The following is an 18,172-nucleotide window of genomic DNA, read 5'->3' on the forward strand; positions in this document are numbered from 1 at the left end:
GGTTATGGAAAGGATTCCAGTTATAAGGACAAGAAATCTGAGTATTGGATATGTTTTGAAAGGTGGACACCTAAAGTTGGTGCATGATGCCCTCGACTTGAATTTATATCCGGGCGAGGTGACTTGCCTTCTCGGGTTGAATGGTGCGGGAAAGTCTACCTTATTGCGTACGCTGTGCGGCTTCCAGCCCTCTCTGGGGGGCGAGATCGAATTGAAAGGAAAGCCGTTGGCCTCTTACTCGCAAGGTGATTTTTCCCGGATGGTAGGTGTTGTTCTCACGGAGAAGACAAATGCCGGTGGAATAACAGTTTACGAGTTGGTCTCTTTAGGAAGACATCCCTATACCGGCTTTTTCGGACAATTAAGGCAGGAAGATCGTAGGATTATCGAGGAATCGCTTGCTGCCGCCGGTATCGCTCATAAGGCTTATAATTATGTGTCGGAACTTAGTGATGGCGAGCGTCAGAAAGCCATGATCGCCAAAGCGCTGGCACAGCAATGCCCCATCATATTGTTGGATGAGCCGACGGCCTTTTTAGATGTGACAAGTCGGATAGAGACTATGGTCTTGTTACATACTTTAGCGGTAGAGCAACAAAAAGCGATTCTGCTATCGACGCATGATCTTGATTTGGCGATCCAGCTGGGAGACTGTCTATGGTTACAGGAGAAAAGTCGCCCAATGGCATGTGGAACGCCGGAGGACTTGATTATGGGAGGAGCTTTCGAGACTTTCTTTAGCAAGGAAGGAATCGTGTTTGATCCGAATACCGGGAAATTGAATACGGCAGCTCCAACAAAGCTTATTGGGGTTGAGGGGGATTTTATGACTTCTTATTGGGTTGGGAATGCCTTGATCCGGAATGGCTTTAAGCCCTCGTCGGTTAGCGAGGATTATATAAGTGTTTATTGTAATGCTCCGGATAGCCTGCGTATTCAGTTCCCTGCGGAAGAGGGCACGAGAATCGTAGGAAGTGTGGCAGAGATGATCTCAATCATAATTCATAAATCATAAGTTATATATGTCAAATGAGATTACATGGCGGCTGGAAAATGAGAATATAGGCCGTTTGTTGGTACATTACGCGATTCCCGCCGTTATCGGGACCATGGTTAATGCTCTTTATAATATCGTAGATCGTATATTTATCGGACAAGGAGTGGGTGCGCTAGCTATCTCCGGATTGACTTTGACTTTCCCGATACTACTCTTTATGCAGGCATTTGGAATGTTGATCGGTGCGGGAGCCGCTACAAGGGTCTCCATTCATCTAGGCCGTAAGGCGAATGATCTGGCAGATAACGTATTAGGAAACGCTTTCACTTTGACATTCATTATCGGAGCCTTGACGATTATCCCCAGTATGATTTTCTTGGATGATTTGTTAACGTGGTTCGGAGGAAGCGAGCAGACGATACCTTATGCGAAAGACTATTTATATATCGCTATCCCGGGTAATTTGCTGGCTACATTAAGCTTTAGCTTTAATGCCGTGATGCGTGCTTCCGGATATCCGAAAAAGGCGATGTTCACGATGATGATCGGTGCCGTATTGAACGTGATCCTAGACCCGATCTTTATCTTCTGGCTGGATATGGGGATACAGGGTGCCGCTATCGCTACGGTGATCTCCATGGCCGCCGGTGCCGCTTTCGTGATGAGTCATTTTATCAGCAAGGATAGTATCGTACGTTTCCATACGAAATATTTCCGGTTGAAAGGTTCCATTATTTGGAATATATTTACGATCGGCATGTCTCCATTTTCCATGCAGCTGGCGGGCAGTGTGGTTGTGGTGATCATGAACCATGCGTTGAAAGAGAATGGAGGCGATTTGGCGATTGGTGCCAGCGGTATTATTTCCAGTATCGCCATGCTGCTGGTTATGTTGATTATCGGTATCGCCCAAGGGATGCAACCGATTGTCGGGTTTAATCATGGCGCTGGGCATCATGACCGGGTATTGGCTACCTTGCGGTTGTCTATTATAGTATCGACCTTGATTACAGGGGTAGGATGTATCGTCAGTTTATTATTCCCGAGACTGATCGTTAGCGTATTCTCGACGGATGCCGAATTGGTGTCGATTACGGATAATGGATTACGTCTGACGATGCTGGTCTTTTTCGTTGTCGGTTCCCAGATTACGATCAGCCAGTTTTTTCAAAGTATCGGTGTCGCATGGAAAGCGATGTTTCTGAGTCTAAGTCGGCAGGTTTTATTCTTGATACCGGCTATTCTGCTATTTCCTCCGATCTGGGGATTGGATGGCGTTTGGCTAGCGCAACCTTTCTCCGATTTCATCGCGGCGGTAACCGCATGGGGCTTTTTATGGTATCATGTTAAAAACGTGAAAAATAAGGGTTAAAGATGAACTTATGTCGATGTTAATTGTATTTTTATTGTACATATAAAAGTACTTTTATAGACAAACCTTTAAAAATGAGTTAATATGAAGAAGATTGTATTATTGCTCGCCGTTTTATTATTTGGTGCAGGGTCGATGATGGCACAGCAGGACAAGTCAGCAGAGAAAGCTGCGAAGCAGGCCGAGAAAGAAGCAAAGAAAGCAGAGAAGGCAGCGAAGAAAGCTGCGGAGGAAGCCGAGGCTAACGCATTGTTTGAACAAGCGGTGCAAGCTTTGAAGAATAAGGATTTCGTATTGGAAGCGGATCGTATAGAGTTTAAGCGCGGTAGTTTTGTTTATGTTACTCCGAACACGAACTTCGTTTCGGTGAAGGGTGAGAAGGCTACCATTCAGTTAGCGTTTAATACTCCGGCGGCCGGTCCTAACGGAATAGGAGGTATAACGGTTGATGGAACAACTTCCGGTGTACAGATGAAGACTGACAAAAAAGGAAACGTTATGTACGAGATGAATGTGCAGGGTGTAGCGGTATCCGCTAGGGTTACGTTCCGTATGGCGAAAGGTACGAATAAATGTACTGCCACGGTATCGCCTAACTTTAATAGCAACCGTATATCCTTTACGGGAAATCTCTATCCTTCGAGCGAGTCGAATGTGTTCAAGGGACGTTCTATTTAATGTAGATACAAAGAATCGTGAAGGCGGACTTTCTTTCGGGAAGCCCGCCTTTCTGTTTATAAGAAGGATGAGATTGGACTATTTCCAAGCATCATTTTGTACCAGATAAGCTTGGCCGTTCTCATCGTTTCCTGCGGTCTGTATCTCTGTCTCGGGAAGCGGGAACATCGTCTTAGAAGCGGTTGGAGCGGATACACCATAGAATTTAGTTAGGTATTGCTTCTCATAATTTATATATGCCGTCAATTCCTTGTTCATATAATCACCTCCCCAACGAACCAGATCGAAAAATCGTTGTCCTTCCATCGCAAGTTCCAGCTTACGTTCCATATGAATCGCCTTGATACAAGTTTCCTTGTTGCTGAATGCGGCGTGACTGGATGGATAAGGTTTCACTAAATAATTGGCGGCAGGCGTTCCGTCTTCCAGATAAATGATATTATCCGGTTTGGCTGCACGTTCACGGATATCGTTTACTTGCTGCATGGCGGCACTTAATTCTCCGTCGTTCGCTAGGCATTCCGCATATAACAATTTACAATCACGTAAGCATAGATATTGTAAATTCATGGCAGAACCGGGAGCCCAGCCGGATGAATAGGTGGAGCCAGCTAATCCGGCATCCTGTTCCGCTTTGCTATAGACATGCTTTTTCGGTAGGAATACACCACCGCTACTTACATTTCGTATCCAATCATTAGCAGGCAATCCCCAATCTTTATAGGGAATCTCCATACGTCCTACGGCGAAATCTAAACGAGGGTCCACGGCGATTGTTTTATCATTCTTAGAGATGTAATCATAATCGGTAACACGTTCTGTTACGGATTTTTTATTTCTGTACTCTCCGTCAAGATAAGGAAGTCCGTTTTCGTCTACTTGGAATGAGTTTACCAGTTCGTAAGAGGGTTGATAAAATCCGCAACATCCACCGGGGCCTGTGTTATGAGGATAATTCAGTAAAAATCCGTAATTCCCGTTATTATTGGCTCCGACAGAGAATTGTACCTCAAAAATAGACTCTTTCCCATTTTCGGTAGTTGCGTTAAAATTTGCGTCCAGATCATCTTGTAAGGCTAATCTCTCTCCTTTAGGGCTTAATCCGTTTGCGATAATATCGGCCAAGATCGGTTTGGCGGCTGTCATATCACCTTGTTGCATTAGTATTTTAGCCTTTAACGCTTTTGCCGCTGTTTTCGTAGGGCGTGCCACTTCGGTCTGTTTTTCGGGTAATCCTTCGATGGCCGCTTCTACATCTGCTAAAATATTAGGATAGATGTCCGTACCGTTATGAACTTTCGGGTCATTTTCTTCAGCGGCGATCGTCTCGTCGATATAGGGCATGCCGGTCGGTCCGAAAATCTTTACCCCTTCGAACATGAATAGGGCACGTAAGAATTTTAGCTCCGCAGTCCGGTAGGCCTTGGTTGTCTCATCCATGTCTGCCGCTTCTTTCATCACATTGAGTGCTAAGTTGCAACGTTGTGCTCCATAATATGCGTCTTTCCACTTATTCTGTAAATAGTCGTTTGTGGCCGTGACGGCATACGTCTCTACGGAGTTCAATACGGATTGGTCATTGGATTCGGAGCCTTTATTAGCGTCACCTCCGTATACACCACCGAATACCCAATTGAACATATTGTCATATCCGGTCGGCCGGGTCAAACCGGCATAAGCGTTGACCACCAATAACTCAACCCCTTCAGCATTTGTTAATGCTTCTTGGTCAATACTGCCTTGAGGAGCTTTATATAGAAAATCCTCACCGCAAGAACTCAAGGTAAATAAAGCAACTGCGCTTATTATTAATATTTTATGTCTCATACTAGTCGTTTTTATAGTAAAATGGATTTAGAAAGTAAAATTCACGCCCAATAAGAATCGCATAGTTGTAGGCCAGCCTCCCATATCGACTCCTCTTTTTAAGTCTACACGTCCGGCTCCGTCGGTGTCAGAATCGCTTTGCCGTAAATAGGCGTTGGTAAACTCTGGGTCCAAGCCTGTATATCCGGTGACCGTAAGGATATTCTCGGCTTGTAAATACAGGCGGAGATTCTGGATACCAGCCTTCTTGAGTAATTCCTTAGGCAAGGAATATCCCAATACGAGATTTTTCAGGCGTAAGAAGGAGGCGTCTTCTACGTAATAAGAGCTAGAATAAGCTCCGGAATAGTTATCTTCCGTATTCAGCATAGGAAGGATAGCATTACTGTTATCGCCATTCAATGTCCATGATTGATCTCTGAGGCGTGAGGATTTATTACCGTTGAAAGTCCAGAAATCGGTAAAATATTTTGTGTTATTATATAAGTCATTGCCGATAGAGAAGTTCCAGAACATAGTAAAGTCCCAGTTTTTCCATGTTAACGTGGCGTTGAGGCCTCCGGTTAAGTCCGGATGAGGAGAGCCGATAAAGGTCCGGTCGCTATCATCCAATTTGCCGTCTCCGTTCAAGTCCTCAAAACGGAAGCGGCCGACATAAGCGGCAGCGTCTGCCTCTGTGATATCACTTTGTCCGAATGGCTTGGTTGCCATAACATCGGCTACGGACTCATAAAAACCATTTTGCTTCAACCCCCAGAATTCAGACACGGCATGTCCTTTTGTCGTACGGGTTACGTATCCTTCGATGCGCGTACCGCTAGCCCATAGAGAATAATCGTCAGCTTCTGCGAGTTTCAAGACCTCATTTTTATAATGGGATAAATTCAAGGATAGATCCCATGCCCAGTCTCCTTTTCGGTCACGGTAATTAAACATGAAGTCGAAACCGGTGTTCTTTATATCTCCGAAGTTGATATAAGGGCTTCCGGATTCTCCGGCCATCGAGGTGTAGGCCGCTTGTATCAACATATTGGATGTCTTCTTCGTATACCATTCGAATGAACCGCTGAATTTACCATTCAGGAAGGTTGCGTCCAGACCCAAGTTGACCATCTTGGTCATTTCCCATTTCGTATCAGTGTTACCGTAGGTACTGAGGCGGAATCCGGTTGTCTCGCTATTGTTCGCTCCGGTCATGTCGTAATTCGTATAGGAGGTGCTGGTCGTGAACAAATTGGCGAAATTAGTTGCGACAGGAATCTCTGAGTTACCCGTGACGCCGTAACCGGCTCGTATCTTTAAGTCGTCCAGCCAATCTCGGCTTGGTTCCATAAATGCCTCCTCTGACATACGCCAACCGGCGGAGATAGATGGAAAGACTCCGTAACGATTATTTTCCGAGAAACGGGAAACACCGTCCCGGCGGATAATACCGGTTAATAGATACTTATCCTTATATCCATAGTCTGCACGGGCAAACATACCAAATAGCGCGAATTCTCCATTGTAAGTGGAAGAGTTGGTACGTTGGCTATTGTTCTCGCCCATATCCAAGGTGTATGTATTGGTATTGTCTTCGAATAAATAGTTATATCTACGTGCGTTGAGGGATCTGCCTAAACCGTCCCGAATAGCCTCTGTTCCCAATAAGATGTTCAAGGAATGGATCTCATTGAATGTCCGGCTGAAAGATAACGTGTTGGTCCAAACCCAACGATAATTAAAGTAATTACTTTCGTAAAAGTTATTTTGACCGCCGGACTCGGAGAACTCCGGGTTGTTTTTAGTCATCGAGTAAGAATAGTCATTACGATAATCGATACCGAAGTTTGTTTTAAAAGTCAGTCCAGTCCATAGGTCTGCCTCTCCATATACGTTGCCAAATACACGTTGGGTAGTGGCATAATTATCCTTATTTCTTTCACGAATAGCTACAGGATTCTGGAAATTGCCGGTCCCGGCGAATAAGGAGCCTGCATAATTGCCCGCATAGTCATAAACCGGTACATAAGGAGAGGCCCGATAAGTCCATGAGTAGATGTTGGACTCTGTACCTGAGAAGCTAAGTCCGTTGTTTTTGCTAAAACTATAAGTTAGGTTCTCTCCGAATCGCAACCATGGGCGGACGTTATACGATGAATTAGCACGTGCTTGATAGCGTGTGAAATAAGATTCGATAGCGGTACCTTGCTGGTCGAAATAGTTCATGCTCATGGTGTATTGCCCTTTATCGGTACCTCCAGACAAGGACAACTGGTGATTCTGCATCCAACCGAGTTGGCTGATTTCATCCCACCAGTTCGTATCGCCTACGGGCGCATAGACTACGTTGTTCGCTTGATCGTAATCGCTAGGATCGATGGAGGTGCTACCACCGGCGCCGGTTACGGTCATGTAATTGGGTAGATGATTAACCCAAGAGTCGGAAGTACTTCCGAATTGCTGGTGGTAAGGTAATTCTCCATTGGCGCTGGCTCCCGTTAGGTCCAGATTGTTTTTCGAGGCTTGCCATTCGACATCAATACGGTCATAAGCGTTTAAGACGTCATAGCGTTTACCTGTTTTAGAGAAACCGTAATATCCGTCATAGGTTAATCTCGGTTGTCCCGTTTTTGTTCCTTTCTTGGTCGTGATTAAAATGACGCCATTCGCTGCTTGCGCTCCGTAGATCGCTGCGGAGGAGGCGTCTTTCAATACTTGCATACTCTCGATGTCATTGGGATTGATAGAGCTTAGGTCTTGGTCACGAGTGGATACGCCATCGATAACATACAAAGGTCCGTTGTCATTGATGGAATTAATACCTCGGATGCGTACCATCGTGGCTGAACCGGGAGCACCGGAGGTACCGATGTTTACGCCCGCCGCTTTACCTTGCAACTGTTGTGTAGCGGAAGAACCGGAAGACGCCAATAGCTCTTCGGTATCGATAACCGCTACGGAACCTGTGATGTCCTTTTTCTGTTGGGTACCGTAACCGACAACGACTACCTCGTCTAGATTTTGGGTGTCTTCCTTTAAGATAATGTTCATGACGTTCCCGCTTGCAGGTGTTTGTTGAGTTACGTACCCGATGTAAGAGATGACCAGAATGGCATTCGGCTCTACTTCTAATACGTATTTACCATCCAGATCGGTGATCGTTCCGTTCGTGGTACCCTTTACGACTACGTTAACACCTAATAGGGGCTCTCCTTTAGCGTCGGTGATCGTACCCGTTATTTTCCGGGATTGTTGCGTAACGGAGGTTTCCGCTTTTAATACGGAACTTTGCGGTATGATAGCACCGCCTGCCAATAAAAAGCATAAGGCCAATCCTAGCCTGCTTTTAAAGATCGCATGTCTGTGTTTCATAATAAATAGGTTAATAAAGTCTAGTAAAATGAGGCAATATTAAGGTTTGTTTAGACGAAGACCAATAAAAATCAATGAATGCCTTTATCTATTCGGTGAAAAAGCCTTTTTAATCGGCGAACAACTTTTGGTGGAATTCTTTTGTTTTTTATCCGTCTGGGCAAAGAAAAAGGACACCGGCAGGTGTCCTTTTCTTTAATGTTTACCTATTCTGCCGGTCTGTATGATGAACCGGTTTGTTAGGGCTTTCACAAGTCCTAACGGTGCAAATGTAAATTAAGGAGAGAAGTATAAAAAATAGAATCAGTGAACTGGCGGAATTATTCGATGAACAGGGTTTTTTGTTCGGTAAACTTTCCGTAAGTTCGCGAAATAAAAATTTAACATCTTATAATCATGCAACTATCCATAGATCAAAAAGACATCGATAAATTTCTGATGATAGGCGATAAAGTATTGATCAAGCCTAAGAATCCACAGAGCCAGACTAAGACCGGATTGTATCTGCCTCCCTCGGTTCAACAAGGGGAGAAGATACAAGCGGGTTATATCATAAAGACGGGGCCCGGATATCCGTTGCCTTCTCAATCTGAGGAGCATGAGGTCTGGGAGAAAAAGAAAGGGGAGGAGGTGCAATACTTGCCGCTTCAAGCCCGTGAAGGTGATTTGGCTGTCTATTTGCAAAATGCCGCTTACGAGATCAATTTTAATGACGAGAAGTTCTTGATTGTTCCTCATTCCGCTATTTTGATGTTAGTGCGTGATGAAGGTTTGTTTGAATAAAGCCTTTTGTTAAGGAAAATAGGGCTATATTCACTTTTTTATCTTATTTTTGCCAGCAAAACAAGACAAACTATCAACAGTAGCGATTATAATGAATAAGATTGTAAGTAAAGAACATTTCTCAGCCAACGTGGTGAAGCTGGAAGTCGAGGCTCCTTTGATCGCCCGCTCCCGCAAGGCCGGTCACTTCGTGATCGTGAAGGTTGGCGAAAAAGGCGAACGTATACCTCTTACCATTGCCGGGGCGGATACCGAGAAAGGTACCATCACCTTGGTGATCCAAGCGGTAGGCGGCTCATCCCGTAAGATCTGTGAATTGAACGAGGGTGACTATATCACGGATGTGGTGGGTCCGTTAGGGCAGGCTACCCATATCGAGAAGGTTGGAACGGTTGTTTGTGCCGGTGGTGGCGTAGGTGTCGCTCCGTTGTTGCCGATCGTGGAGGCTTTCCATAAGGCAGGAAATCGTGTGATCGTCGTATTGGCGGCCCGTACCAAGGACTTGGTGATCCTTGAGGAGCAGATGCGCCAAAACTCGGATGAGGTAATTATCATGACCGATGACGGATCGTATGGTATGAAAGGCTTGGTGACGAATGGCGTGGAGAGCGTGATCAACCGGGAGAGGGTGGATTTATGCGTTACGATCGGTCCGGCTATTATGATGAAATTCGTTTCCGCTCTTACAAAGAAATACGAGATTCCTACCGTAGCTTCCTTGAATACGATCATGGTGGACGGAACGGGTATGTGTGGTGCTTGCCGTATTACGGTAGGCGGGAAGACCAAGTTCGTTTGTGTGGACGGACCGGAGTTCGATGCTCATCAAGTGGATTTTGATGAGATGATCATGCGCCTCGGCGCTTATAAGGATATAGAGAAGAAATAACGAAACCACGTAATTGAATCATGACAACAGAAGAATTAATCGCTGCTCGTCGTGCCGAACCTTGGCGGGAGGCACTTCGCAAAAGCAAGAAAAATAAAGAACGTGCGGATATCCCCCGTGTGAAGATGAACGAGTTGGACCCGGAATACCGGAGTCGTACCCGTTTGGAGGAAGTTAACTTAGGCTTGACAAAAGAACAGGCCATGCAAGAGGCCGAGCGCTGTTTGGATTGTCCGAATCCTACTTGTATGCAGGGATGTCCGGTAAATATCAATATACCTACTTTTATCAAGAATATCGAGCGTGGGGAATTCTTGGAGGCAGCTAAGACTTTGAAGGAGACAAGTGCCCTGCCCGCTGTTTGCGGTCGTGTATGTCCGCAGGAGAAACAATGTGAGAGCAAGTGTATCCATTTGAAAATGGGTAAGGAAGCGGTTGCCATTGGCTACTTGGAACGTTTCGCCGCTGATTACGAACGTGAGAGCGGTAATATCTCGGTTCCGGAGATTGCGGAGAAGAACGGTATCAAGATTGCCGTGGTAGGTTCCGGTCCTGCCGGATTGTCTTTTGCCGGAGATATGGCGAAGCGTGGATATGATGTGACTGTGTTCGAGGCATTGCATGAGATCGGTGGTGTATTGAAATATGGTATCCCGGAGTTCCGCCTACCGAATAAGATCGTGGACGTGGAGATTGATGGCCTTCGTAAGATGGGCGTACAGTTTGAGAAAGATTGTATCGTGGGTAAGACGATCAGTTATGATGATTTGCATGCGGATGGCTTTAAGGGCGTGTTCGTGGCAAGTGGCGCCGGTCTGCCTAACTTTATGAACATTCCGGGTGAGAACTTTGTGGGCGTGATGTCATCCAACGAGTATTTGACCCGTGTAAACTTAATGGATGCGGCGAATCCGGAAAGTGATACGCCGGTGCTACAAGGGAAGAAGGTGGCCGTGATCGGAGGTGGCAATACCGCTATGGACTCTGTCCGTACTGCTCGCCGTCTGGGCGCTAAGCGTGCTATGATTGTCTACCGTCGTAGCGAGGAGGAGATGCCCGCTCGTTTGGAAGAGGTGAAACATGCGAAGGAAGAAGGTGTGGAGTTCTTGACGCTTCATAATCCGATTGAATATATAGGAGATGAAAGAGGTCGTGTTAAGCAGATGCGCTTGCAGAAGATGGAGCTAGGTGAGGCGGATGCCTCTGGTCGCCGTCGTCCGGTACCTATCGAGGGAGCTATCGAAACAATCGATGTGGATGAGGTGATCGTTAGCGTCGGTGTATCTCCGAATCCATTAATACCCCGTGCCTTTGGAGGCTTGGAGGTGAGCAAGAAGGGTACGATCGTAGTGGAGGAAGACAGTATGCGCTCCGCTTTAGGCGATGTGTATGCCGGTGGTGACATCGTTCGTGGTGGAGCTACCGTGATTCTGGCGATGGGAGACGGTCGTAAGGCCGCCGCCGCTATGGATGCGGACTTAAGAGGATAAGTATAATATCTATTAGTTCTATAAGGAAAGACGGGTTGTTTGGACGATCCGTCTTTTTTCTTTTATCGTGATACGGAGATTTATGTTTATTATCTATAAGACTAATTCTTGAAATAATCTCTCAAATGTCTGTTCTAGATCGTTGGAAAAACCGGGATGTGGACGCGAGGTTTGGATAGAGGCACTTCTTATGGCGGTAAGCCAACGAAAGCGCTCCGGAATATCTAGGCTGGCTATAGGACCTCCATCCTTTGCGCCGGAACATATCTTATCGAAAACGTGGAGATTCGTACACAAAGATTCTTTATCTATATCTGATGTGAACAGACGAAGTTTCTCCTCGTCTACATGATAGCGAGCCTTGATGAATTTAGGCCGTTTACAGAACATGATAAGGCCTACATTGATAAACTCCTCCCGTTCGATTTTCGGCACGATACGGATTACGGCATATTCATATAAGTGTTTGTCTTGCATGTCGAGCTTCATTTATAAACGTGTCAGAATGGGCGATTCGGTCAATTAAAAACCGGATATATACATCACGTATCTCTTGAGGCGTACCGGGACTATCGTTCCAATGCAACCAATCGTCGGGTACTAGACCTACGATCTCACGAATTTTCTCTTCAGTTAAGATACGTTTGAAATCTTTGTTTACTTCCTCCAGCAGCGTCGCTTGTGGCAATAATACATGATCCTTGATATGGATGAAAGGGCCGATCGCATGTTTTTGCCAATTTACCCATGAGAAATGGAAAAATAAGGAAGCTCCATGATCGATGAGCCAAAGTTCTTTATTCCATATCAACATATTCGTATTCCGGACCGTGCGGTCTATATTTGTCAAAAGAGCATCGAGCCATACGACTTGTGAGGCGAGTTTAGGATCTACACGATTGACTACCGGATCGAAAGTCAAGGCTCCGGATAAAAAATGTAATCCCAGATTGAGCCCTTGACTTGCTTGTAGTAAGTCTTGTATCTCCTCGTCACCTTCCGACCGCCCGAAAGCCTCGTCAAGATTCAGGAAGACCAATTCCGGTACATGGAAACCCAAGCAACGAGCGATCTCACCTCCGATCACCTCGGCTATCAAGGCTTTTGTCCCATGTCCGGCTCCCCGGAACTTAACGACATATTTAAACTCATCGTCTGCCTCCGCTAAAGCAGGCAATGATCCGCCTTCCCGCAGAGGCATGATATATCGGGTAACATTCGCTGTACGTAATTCCATAACCCTCACTTTAATTGAAGATAAAGATACGATTATATTTTAGAAATAAAAAGCCCCGCTATTCTTTCGAACAGCGAGGCCTTTTGGAAGCGAGCGGAAGACGGGACTCGAACCCGCGACCCTAACCTTGGCAAGGTTATGCTCTACCAACTGAGCTACTTCCGCAATTAAATTAGATCGTACTCGAAGCGGGACTTGAACCCGCACAGCCGCAATGGCCAAAGGATTTTAAGTCCTTCGTGTCTACCGATTCCACCATTCGAGCATCCACCTCTTCTCTAAGAGTTGAGCGGAAGACGGGACTCGAACCCGCGACCCTAACCTTGGCAAGGTTATGCTCTACCAACTGAGCTACTTCCGCATTGTTTGTTTCTCTTTTGCGAGTGCAAAGGTAGTACAAATATTTATACTACCAAACATTTTCGGTGAAAAATTTAATTATGGATGTAAATTTTATTACCGTTTGTATCGACGACATATTGTTTGAGGGCTTGTTTCTCCTCAGCGCAAGGTCCTTCCACCGGATTGCCGATACCGTTTAAAAGTTCAAATTTACTACCGCATTTCGGACAAATGGCGTATACGGCAGATTCGTCCACATCTACGATGACATTAGCGGATGCCTCATGAGGACAAGCGGCATCGAACGCAAAGAATGCCCCGGTTCCGTTACTGGACAATCCATGATAAACCAATACGCCTCCAAACCCTGTTTGCTCGCCAGCTTGGTCTACATCTTTAGAGGTGTAGATCTTATAAGCCTGTATTGCATTCAACGCTTTATCTTGATAAGTCAGATCTAGTTCCAGATAGACCGCACGATAGGGAATGCGAGTCTCTATCGTATCTGCGCAAGATAATAGCGTAAACAAGATCAAAAGTGGAAATATCCGTCTTATCTTATCCATGGATCAATTTCTTTTCAGCCTCGTTCATCCGTTCGAAAGAGAAAGAACCTATCACGCTACGCATCATGGTGGCGATTGGTTCGTTACATAGATTACCGATACTGCCTTCGTGTGTATGGTTAACGCTCTTCGAAGGAACGAATTTACCGGCCTCGATATCCAAACCTACTTGCTTATAAGCGTCACGGAAAGGCATTCCGGCCAAGACACGGCGGTTCACTTCTTCCACGCTAAACAATAGAGAATATTTATCATCGTCCAATATATGCTCGTTTACTTTCACCTCGCGCATCATATGAGTTACCATGCGTAAGCAATCCTTCAGCTCGTCGAAAGCCGGTAGGAAGACTTCCTTGATGATCTGGAGATCCCGGAAGTAACCGGAAGGAAGATTATTGCTGATCAAGATGATTTGCTGAGGCAAGCCTTGAAGCTTATTGCATTTGGCACGTGTCAACTCAAATACATCCGGATTCTTCTTATGCGGCATGATACTGGAGCCGGTCGTGAACTGATCCGGCAGTTTGATGAAGCCAAAGTTCTGGCTATTGAACATACAAGCGTCGAACGCTAACTTGGAGAGCGTAGCGGCGATACCCGCCATAGCGAAAGCTACGGTGCGTTCCATCTTGCCACGTCCCATCTGGGCGTATACCACATTGTAGTCCAGCGAGTCGAAACCTAATAAATCCGTAGTCATCTGGCGGTTTAGCGGGAAGGATGAACCATATCCGGCGGCGGAACCCAGCGGGTTACGGTTGCAAATACGGTATGCGGCTTGCATAAGTTGCAAATCATCTACCAAGCTCTCCGCATAAGCGCCGAACCAAAGTCCGAACGAAGAGGGCATAGCTACCTGTAGATGCGTATATCCGGGAAGCAGTACATCCTTGTACCGGTTACTCTGGGAGATCAAAACGTCGAACAAGCCGGAAACCAACTCAACCAATTCTTGTATTTGCGAACGGGTGAAAAGTTTCAGATCCAATAGAACCTGATCATTGCGGGAACGCCCGCTATGGATCTTCTTGCCCATATCGCCCAAACGGCGTGTAAGCATGAGTTCCACCTGCGAGTGCACATCCTCGATGCCTTCCTCGATGATGAATTCTCCACGATCCGCTACGGCGTATATATTCCGTAATTCTGCTAATAAGACGTTTAGTTCCTCTTTGGTCAACAAACCGATACTTTCCAGCATCGTGATATGCGCCATAGAGCCTAATACGTCATATTTAGCGAGGTAAAGATCCAGCTCACGGTCCTTACCTACCGTGAAGATATCTACTTCATGATCTACCTGTACATTTTTTTCCCAAAGTTTCTGAGCCATAATGAAAAAGGAATTAATAAGGCAAGGAGGCGATAACGGTCGAGATTTTATCGACAGCCTCTTGCAAAGGTTTCGATACCATTGGTTTCAAGAACGGATTCAGATCGGCACGAACCGTGATTTTTAACCGTGTGTCGTCCTCGGCCACCTGTTTCAATTGTATCCACAAGAAAAGGGGAACAGGAGAGTTGGTCGTCGTGAACTTGATTAATTTATTCGGCTCTCTTTCTACGATCTGGAAGGTAATCTTACCAACGGGATCGACAGCGAAACTACAGGTATCGCTGTCGAACTCAAAATTTTTTATTTTATCTTGCGGGATGCGATCCTTGATACGTTCCAAGTTGGAAAGATCGGACAACATCGTGAAGATACGTTCATCATTGTGTGGGATCTGTTTGACCTCACTCACAAATTCTTCAGTCATTGAGTGTTTTTTTGTTTATTACTTATTTCGGGTCCCAGTTAGCCGGATCTTTACGCCATTCCTGAAGAACCGCGATCTCAGACTCATCGATGTAATGCGTACGGACAGCTTCTTCCAAGACTGCGTCGTAGTTACTCAATGTAGTCAATGTCACTTTAGCGTCCTTGAAAGCGGCTTCCGCTACAGGGAATCCATAGGTAAAGATAGCTACCATACCTGCGACATCGCAACCAAAGTTACGTACGGCTTGTACGGCTTTCAAGCTACTACCTCCGGTAGATACCAAATCCTCGATGATCACTACTTTAGAACCCGGTTTCAATTCTCCCTCGATAAGGTTTTCCAATCCATGATCCTTTGGCGTAGAGCGGATGTATACGAATGGCAATCCTAATAAATCGGCTACTAAAGCACCTTGAGCGATCGCGCCTGTAGCAACACCGGCAATGGCATCTACGTTCTCGAATTTTTCACTAATCACACGAGCCAACTCCAATTTAATGAAGCTACGAACGACCGGATAAGAAAGAGTCTTTCGGTTGTCATTGTAGATCGGAGATTTCCAGCCGGATGCCCAAGTAAACGGATTGGCCGGTTGCAACTTTACGGCTTTAATCTTTAATAATTTTTCTGCTACTAAACTTTCCAGTGTTTTCATACAATCCTATATTTATATCAGTTTGCAAAAATAGATAAACTGAATGACATTACCTTGAATATCGTACGTTAATTTTTTATTAATATTTATGCGACAGATAGGGCTAAAATGCTGATGCGTATGCCCGGAATCCCTGATAAAGCCTTTGCGCAAGCGGAAATCGTGGCTCCGGTTGTGATCACGTCGTCTATGAGCAGGATATGTTTGTTTTTTAAGCTTTCCGGATGAATGACATTAAAAATAGAACATACATTTAACCAACGGTCGTAAATGGCCTTACGAGTTTGGGTGCTTGTGTGGGTGGTGCGGGCCAGACTTTGCGTATCGATGGGGATATCCCATATGGAACGGATGCCGGAGGCGATCCATTCGGACTGGTTGTAACCTCTTTGCCGTTTTTTGCGGGGATGCAGGGGAACGGGGATAAGGAGGTCTACGGTACATATCGGGCTGTGATCCGCTTGGAGCTCTCTCGCTATCTGCCGTCCGAGTAGATAGCCCAGCTCTTTATTATCATGGTATTTGAGCGAGTGGATCAGGCATTGTACTTTTCCACCTTTCTCGTATCGTAGATAAGCGGTGGCGTATTCGATCCGGTCCTTTCCGATAAAAAGTTGCTCGACGGGGTTGTTCACCTGTTGATGATATCCCGTGTGCGGCAGATCACATAGGCATTTCAGGCAAATTTGTTCTTCTCCCTCGACGAGTGGTCGTTTACATATTTTACATAAGTTTGGGAAAAACAGGTTGAGCAGATTATTCCATGTCGTCGGCATAATCCTCGCAGTCTATTTCTTTGAATAATTGACTTAGGCAATCCAACGTGATCCGGCTTTCGAAACCTCGTCCGGCGGCGAAACGGAGTAACTTGTTGAATAGGTCCCGCTCGTCTTTTCCTTTGGTCGATTTCTTTTTGCTTTTTAGTAAATCGAGTAAGATGGAGCGGTATTCTCCCTCGTCGATGGCGGCGAGCGATTCTTCCCGGATCGGGGAGGGGATGTTTTTCTTATAAAGCTCGTAGCCTATTTTTACCCGTCCCCATTTATTGAATCGTAGCTTATCGTTCACGAAGAAACGGGTGTAACGGGATTCGTCGATAAACCGCTCTTTCAGCAAGCGGGCGATGATACGCTCGGAGGCGTCGGGGGGAAGTCCGGCGGCATCGATCTTTTTCTGTACGTCTTGTATGCAGCGTTCGGCGGCGGAGCAATAGGCGGCTGCCCGGTGCAACATCTCGGGTTCGGTTATCTCTTTCATATTTTCGCTTTTACGATACGGTCTTTCCCGTATAGATCTTGTATTAATTCGACTTCGGTGTAATTCTCTTGACGTAGCATCGCTACGGTCTCTTTTCCGCAAAGGGCATTGATCTCGAAGTAAAGATGCCCGCCTTCCACCAAATGCCTTTGTCCGAAGCGGGCGATGGCCCGGTAGAAGAGAAGCGGATCGTCGTCGGGAACGAACAAGGCTAGATGAGGCTCGTTCTCCAGAACGTTCGCTTCCATGGTCGCTTTCTCTCTATACATTATATAAGGGGGATTACTGACGATGCAGTTTAAGTTTCCTATAAGAGACGCTTCGGTTTCCTCCGTATGGGATTTTAGTTTCACGTACGTGAAAATTTTGTTTCTCGTACATGAAAATCTAGTTTCACGTACGTGAAAATTTTGTTTCTCTTGCATGAAACTGGAATAACCTTCGGAAAGGATATCCAATTCATGGAAGGATACGGAAACTTGATTCATACGGGCGTTCTCCTCGGCCATGGCGAGCGCTTCGGGTGATATATCCACCGCCGCTACCTCTGCCTTCGGAAGATGTTTCGCCAAGGAAATAGCGATACAGCCGCTTCCCGTACCAATATCTAATATACGAGGGGCTTGGCCTTGGTAGTCCGTGATGATCCGCTCGACCAACTCGGCGGTTTCCGGGCGGGGAATCAATACGTCCGGCGTCACCTTAAACTCCATCCCGTAAAAATCCGCTATGCCTAATAAGTATTGTATGGGCTTGTATAAACGCAGTCCTTCTACAATCTCCTTGATTTTAAATTTCTCCGTATCAGATAATTCTTTACCTTTGCCTAACAGGAGTTGATGGGTAGAAAGACCGCAAACACGTTCCATGATGAGCCGGACGAGCGCTTGGGCTTCGCCGGGAGGATAAATATCTTTGAGGGAATTTCGGATGTAGGCGATGGTCTCAGTCATATCTTACTC

17 protein-coding genes and 3 tRNA genes are annotated in these 18,172 nt (G+C 45.9%); 6 read left to right on the forward strand and 14 right to left on the reverse strand.

Translation table 11 applies throughout. The features are described 5' to 3' along the window. Positions 1 to 4 precede the first annotated feature (4 nt). The 3 genes from ACESPU_RS14885 to ACESPU_RS14895 all read left to right on the forward strand — a co-directional run bounded on the left by ACESPU_RS14885 (position 5) and on the right by ACESPU_RS14895 (position 3,047). Positions 5 to 1,015 carry an ABC transporter ATP-binding protein gene (locus ACESPU_RS14885; RefSeq protein ID WP_005867848.1) on the forward strand — a complete coding sequence of 337 codons (1,011 nt, stop codon included), beginning with the start codon at positions 5 to 7 and terminating at the stop codon, positions 1,013 to 1,015. 7 nt (positions 1,016 to 1,022) lie between these two features. Continuing rightward, on the forward strand, positions 1,023 to 2,369 hold the full coding sequence (locus ACESPU_RS14890; RefSeq protein WP_005867849.1) for an MATE family efflux transporter: 1,347 nt from the start codon (positions 1,023 to 1,025) through the stop codon (positions 2,367 to 2,369). An 84-nt stretch (positions 2,370 to 2,453) separates the two neighbouring features. Continuing rightward, positions 2,454 to 3,047: a DUF4251 domain-containing protein gene (locus tag ACESPU_RS14895; protein ID WP_005859017.1), complete on the forward strand. Its 594-nt coding sequence runs from the start codon at positions 2,454 to 2,456 to the stop codon at positions 3,045 to 3,047. Positions 3,048 to 3,125: 78 nt separating this feature from the next. Here the strand turns inward: ACESPU_RS14895 and ACESPU_RS14900 are convergent, their stop codons facing one another. After that, on the reverse strand, positions 3,126 to 4,874 hold the full coding sequence (locus tag ACESPU_RS14900) for a RagB/SusD family nutrient uptake outer membrane protein (RefSeq protein ID WP_122144018.1): 1,749 nt from the start codon (positions 4,872 to 4,874) through the stop codon (positions 3,126 to 3,128). A 27-nt stretch (positions 4,875 to 4,901) separates the two neighbouring features. After that, positions 4,902 to 8,228 (reverse strand): TonB-dependent receptor, encoded by a 3,327-nt coding sequence (locus ACESPU_RS14905; protein ID WP_122144017.1) that lies wholly within the window; start codon positions 8,226 to 8,228, stop codon positions 4,902 to 4,904. Positions 8,229 to 8,624: 396 nt separating this feature from the next. On the opposite strand from ACESPU_RS14905, the gene ACESPU_RS14910 reads away from it, so the two are divergent. The 3 genes from ACESPU_RS14910 (at position 8,625) to gltA (ending at position 11,390) form a co-directional block, all read left to right on the forward strand. Then, positions 8,625 to 9,011 (forward strand): co-chaperone GroES family protein, encoded by a 387-nt coding sequence (locus ACESPU_RS14910; protein ID WP_005859009.1) that lies wholly within the window; start codon positions 8,625 to 8,627, stop codon positions 9,009 to 9,011. Between the two features lie 91 nt (positions 9,012 to 9,102). Beyond that, positions 9,103 to 9,900, forward strand: a complete 798-nt coding sequence (locus ACESPU_RS14915) for a sulfide/dihydroorotate dehydrogenase-like FAD/NAD-binding protein (RefSeq protein WP_005867880.1) — start codon at positions 9,103 to 9,105, stop codon at positions 9,898 to 9,900. A 20-nt stretch (positions 9,901 to 9,920) separates the two neighbouring features. Continuing rightward, a complete protein-coding gene (gltA, locus tag ACESPU_RS14920; RefSeq protein ID WP_158532371.1) occupies positions 9,921 to 11,390 on the forward strand; it encodes an NADPH-dependent glutamate synthase in 1,470 nt (489 codons plus the stop codon). Positions 11,391 to 11,483: 93 nt separating this feature from the next. Here gltA and ACESPU_RS14925 read toward each other — a convergent pair whose 3' ends face one another. The 12 genes from ACESPU_RS14925 to ACESPU_RS14980 form a co-directional block, all read right to left on the reverse strand. Continuing rightward, positions 11,484 to 11,867, reverse strand: a complete 384-nt coding sequence (locus tag ACESPU_RS14925) for a DUF3037 domain-containing protein (protein ID WP_005859003.1) — start codon at positions 11,865 to 11,867, stop codon at positions 11,484 to 11,486. Then, on the reverse strand, positions 11,845 to 12,627 hold the full coding sequence (locus ACESPU_RS14930; protein ID WP_057326578.1) for a HipA family kinase: 783 nt from the start codon (positions 12,625 to 12,627) through the stop codon (positions 11,845 to 11,847). The genes ACESPU_RS14925 and ACESPU_RS14930 overlap by 23 nt, the downstream gene beginning before the upstream one ends. Before the next feature lie 92 nt (positions 12,628 to 12,719). Next, positions 12,720 to 12,792 (reverse strand) — tRNA-Gly (locus ACESPU_RS14935). Positions 12,793 to 12,807: 15 nt separating this feature from the next. After that, a tRNA-Leu gene (locus ACESPU_RS14940) sits at positions 12,808 to 12,892 on the reverse strand. Positions 12,893 to 12,915: 23 nt separating this feature from the next. Then, positions 12,916 to 12,988: transfer RNA gene (locus ACESPU_RS14945), tRNA-Gly, on the reverse strand. Positions 12,989 to 13,061: 73 nt separating this feature from the next. Continuing rightward, positions 13,062 to 13,535, reverse strand: coding sequence for a (2Fe-2S)-binding protein (locus tag ACESPU_RS14950; RefSeq protein WP_005867883.1), 474 nt, complete (start codon positions 13,533 to 13,535; stop codon positions 13,062 to 13,064). Continuing rightward, complete coding sequence (argH, locus tag ACESPU_RS14955; RefSeq protein ID WP_009016977.1) at positions 13,528 to 14,868, reverse strand: argininosuccinate lyase; 1,341 nt, start codon at positions 14,866 to 14,868, stop codon at positions 13,528 to 13,530. Before argH ends, ACESPU_RS14950 begins: the two co-directional genes overlap by 8 nt. A 13-nt stretch (positions 14,869 to 14,881) precedes the next feature. Beyond that, entirely contained in the window at positions 14,882 to 15,295 is a 414-nt protein-coding gene (locus ACESPU_RS14960; protein ID WP_005858994.1) for a polyketide cyclase, read from the reverse strand. 22 nt (positions 15,296 to 15,317) lie between these two features. Beyond that, entirely contained in the window at positions 15,318 to 15,953 is a 636-nt protein-coding gene (gene pyrE, locus ACESPU_RS14965; protein ID WP_005858992.1) for an orotate phosphoribosyltransferase, read from the reverse strand. 86 nt (positions 15,954 to 16,039) lie between these two features. Then, a complete protein-coding gene (locus tag ACESPU_RS14970) occupies positions 16,040 to 16,729 on the reverse strand; it encodes a ComF family protein (protein WP_009016978.1) in 690 nt (229 codons plus the stop codon). After that, positions 16,710 to 17,210 carry a regulatory protein RecX gene (locus tag ACESPU_RS14975; protein WP_009016979.1) on the reverse strand — a complete coding sequence of 167 codons (501 nt, stop codon included), beginning with the start codon at positions 17,208 to 17,210 and terminating at the stop codon, positions 16,710 to 16,712. Before ACESPU_RS14975 ends, ACESPU_RS14970 begins: the two co-directional genes overlap by 20 nt. Continuing rightward, positions 17,207 to 18,163 (reverse strand): HemK/PrmC family methyltransferase, encoded by a 957-nt coding sequence (locus tag ACESPU_RS14980; protein ID WP_009016980.1) that lies wholly within the window; start codon positions 18,161 to 18,163, stop codon positions 17,207 to 17,209. The genes ACESPU_RS14975 and ACESPU_RS14980 overlap by 4 nt, the downstream gene beginning before the upstream one ends. Positions 18,164 to 18,172 lie beyond the last annotated feature (9 nt).

This window comes from Parabacteroides sp. 20_3, assembly GCF_964238835.1.
Taxonomy (GTDB): Bacteria; Bacteroidota; Bacteroidia; order Bacteroidales; family Tannerellaceae; genus Parabacteroides; species Parabacteroides distasonis.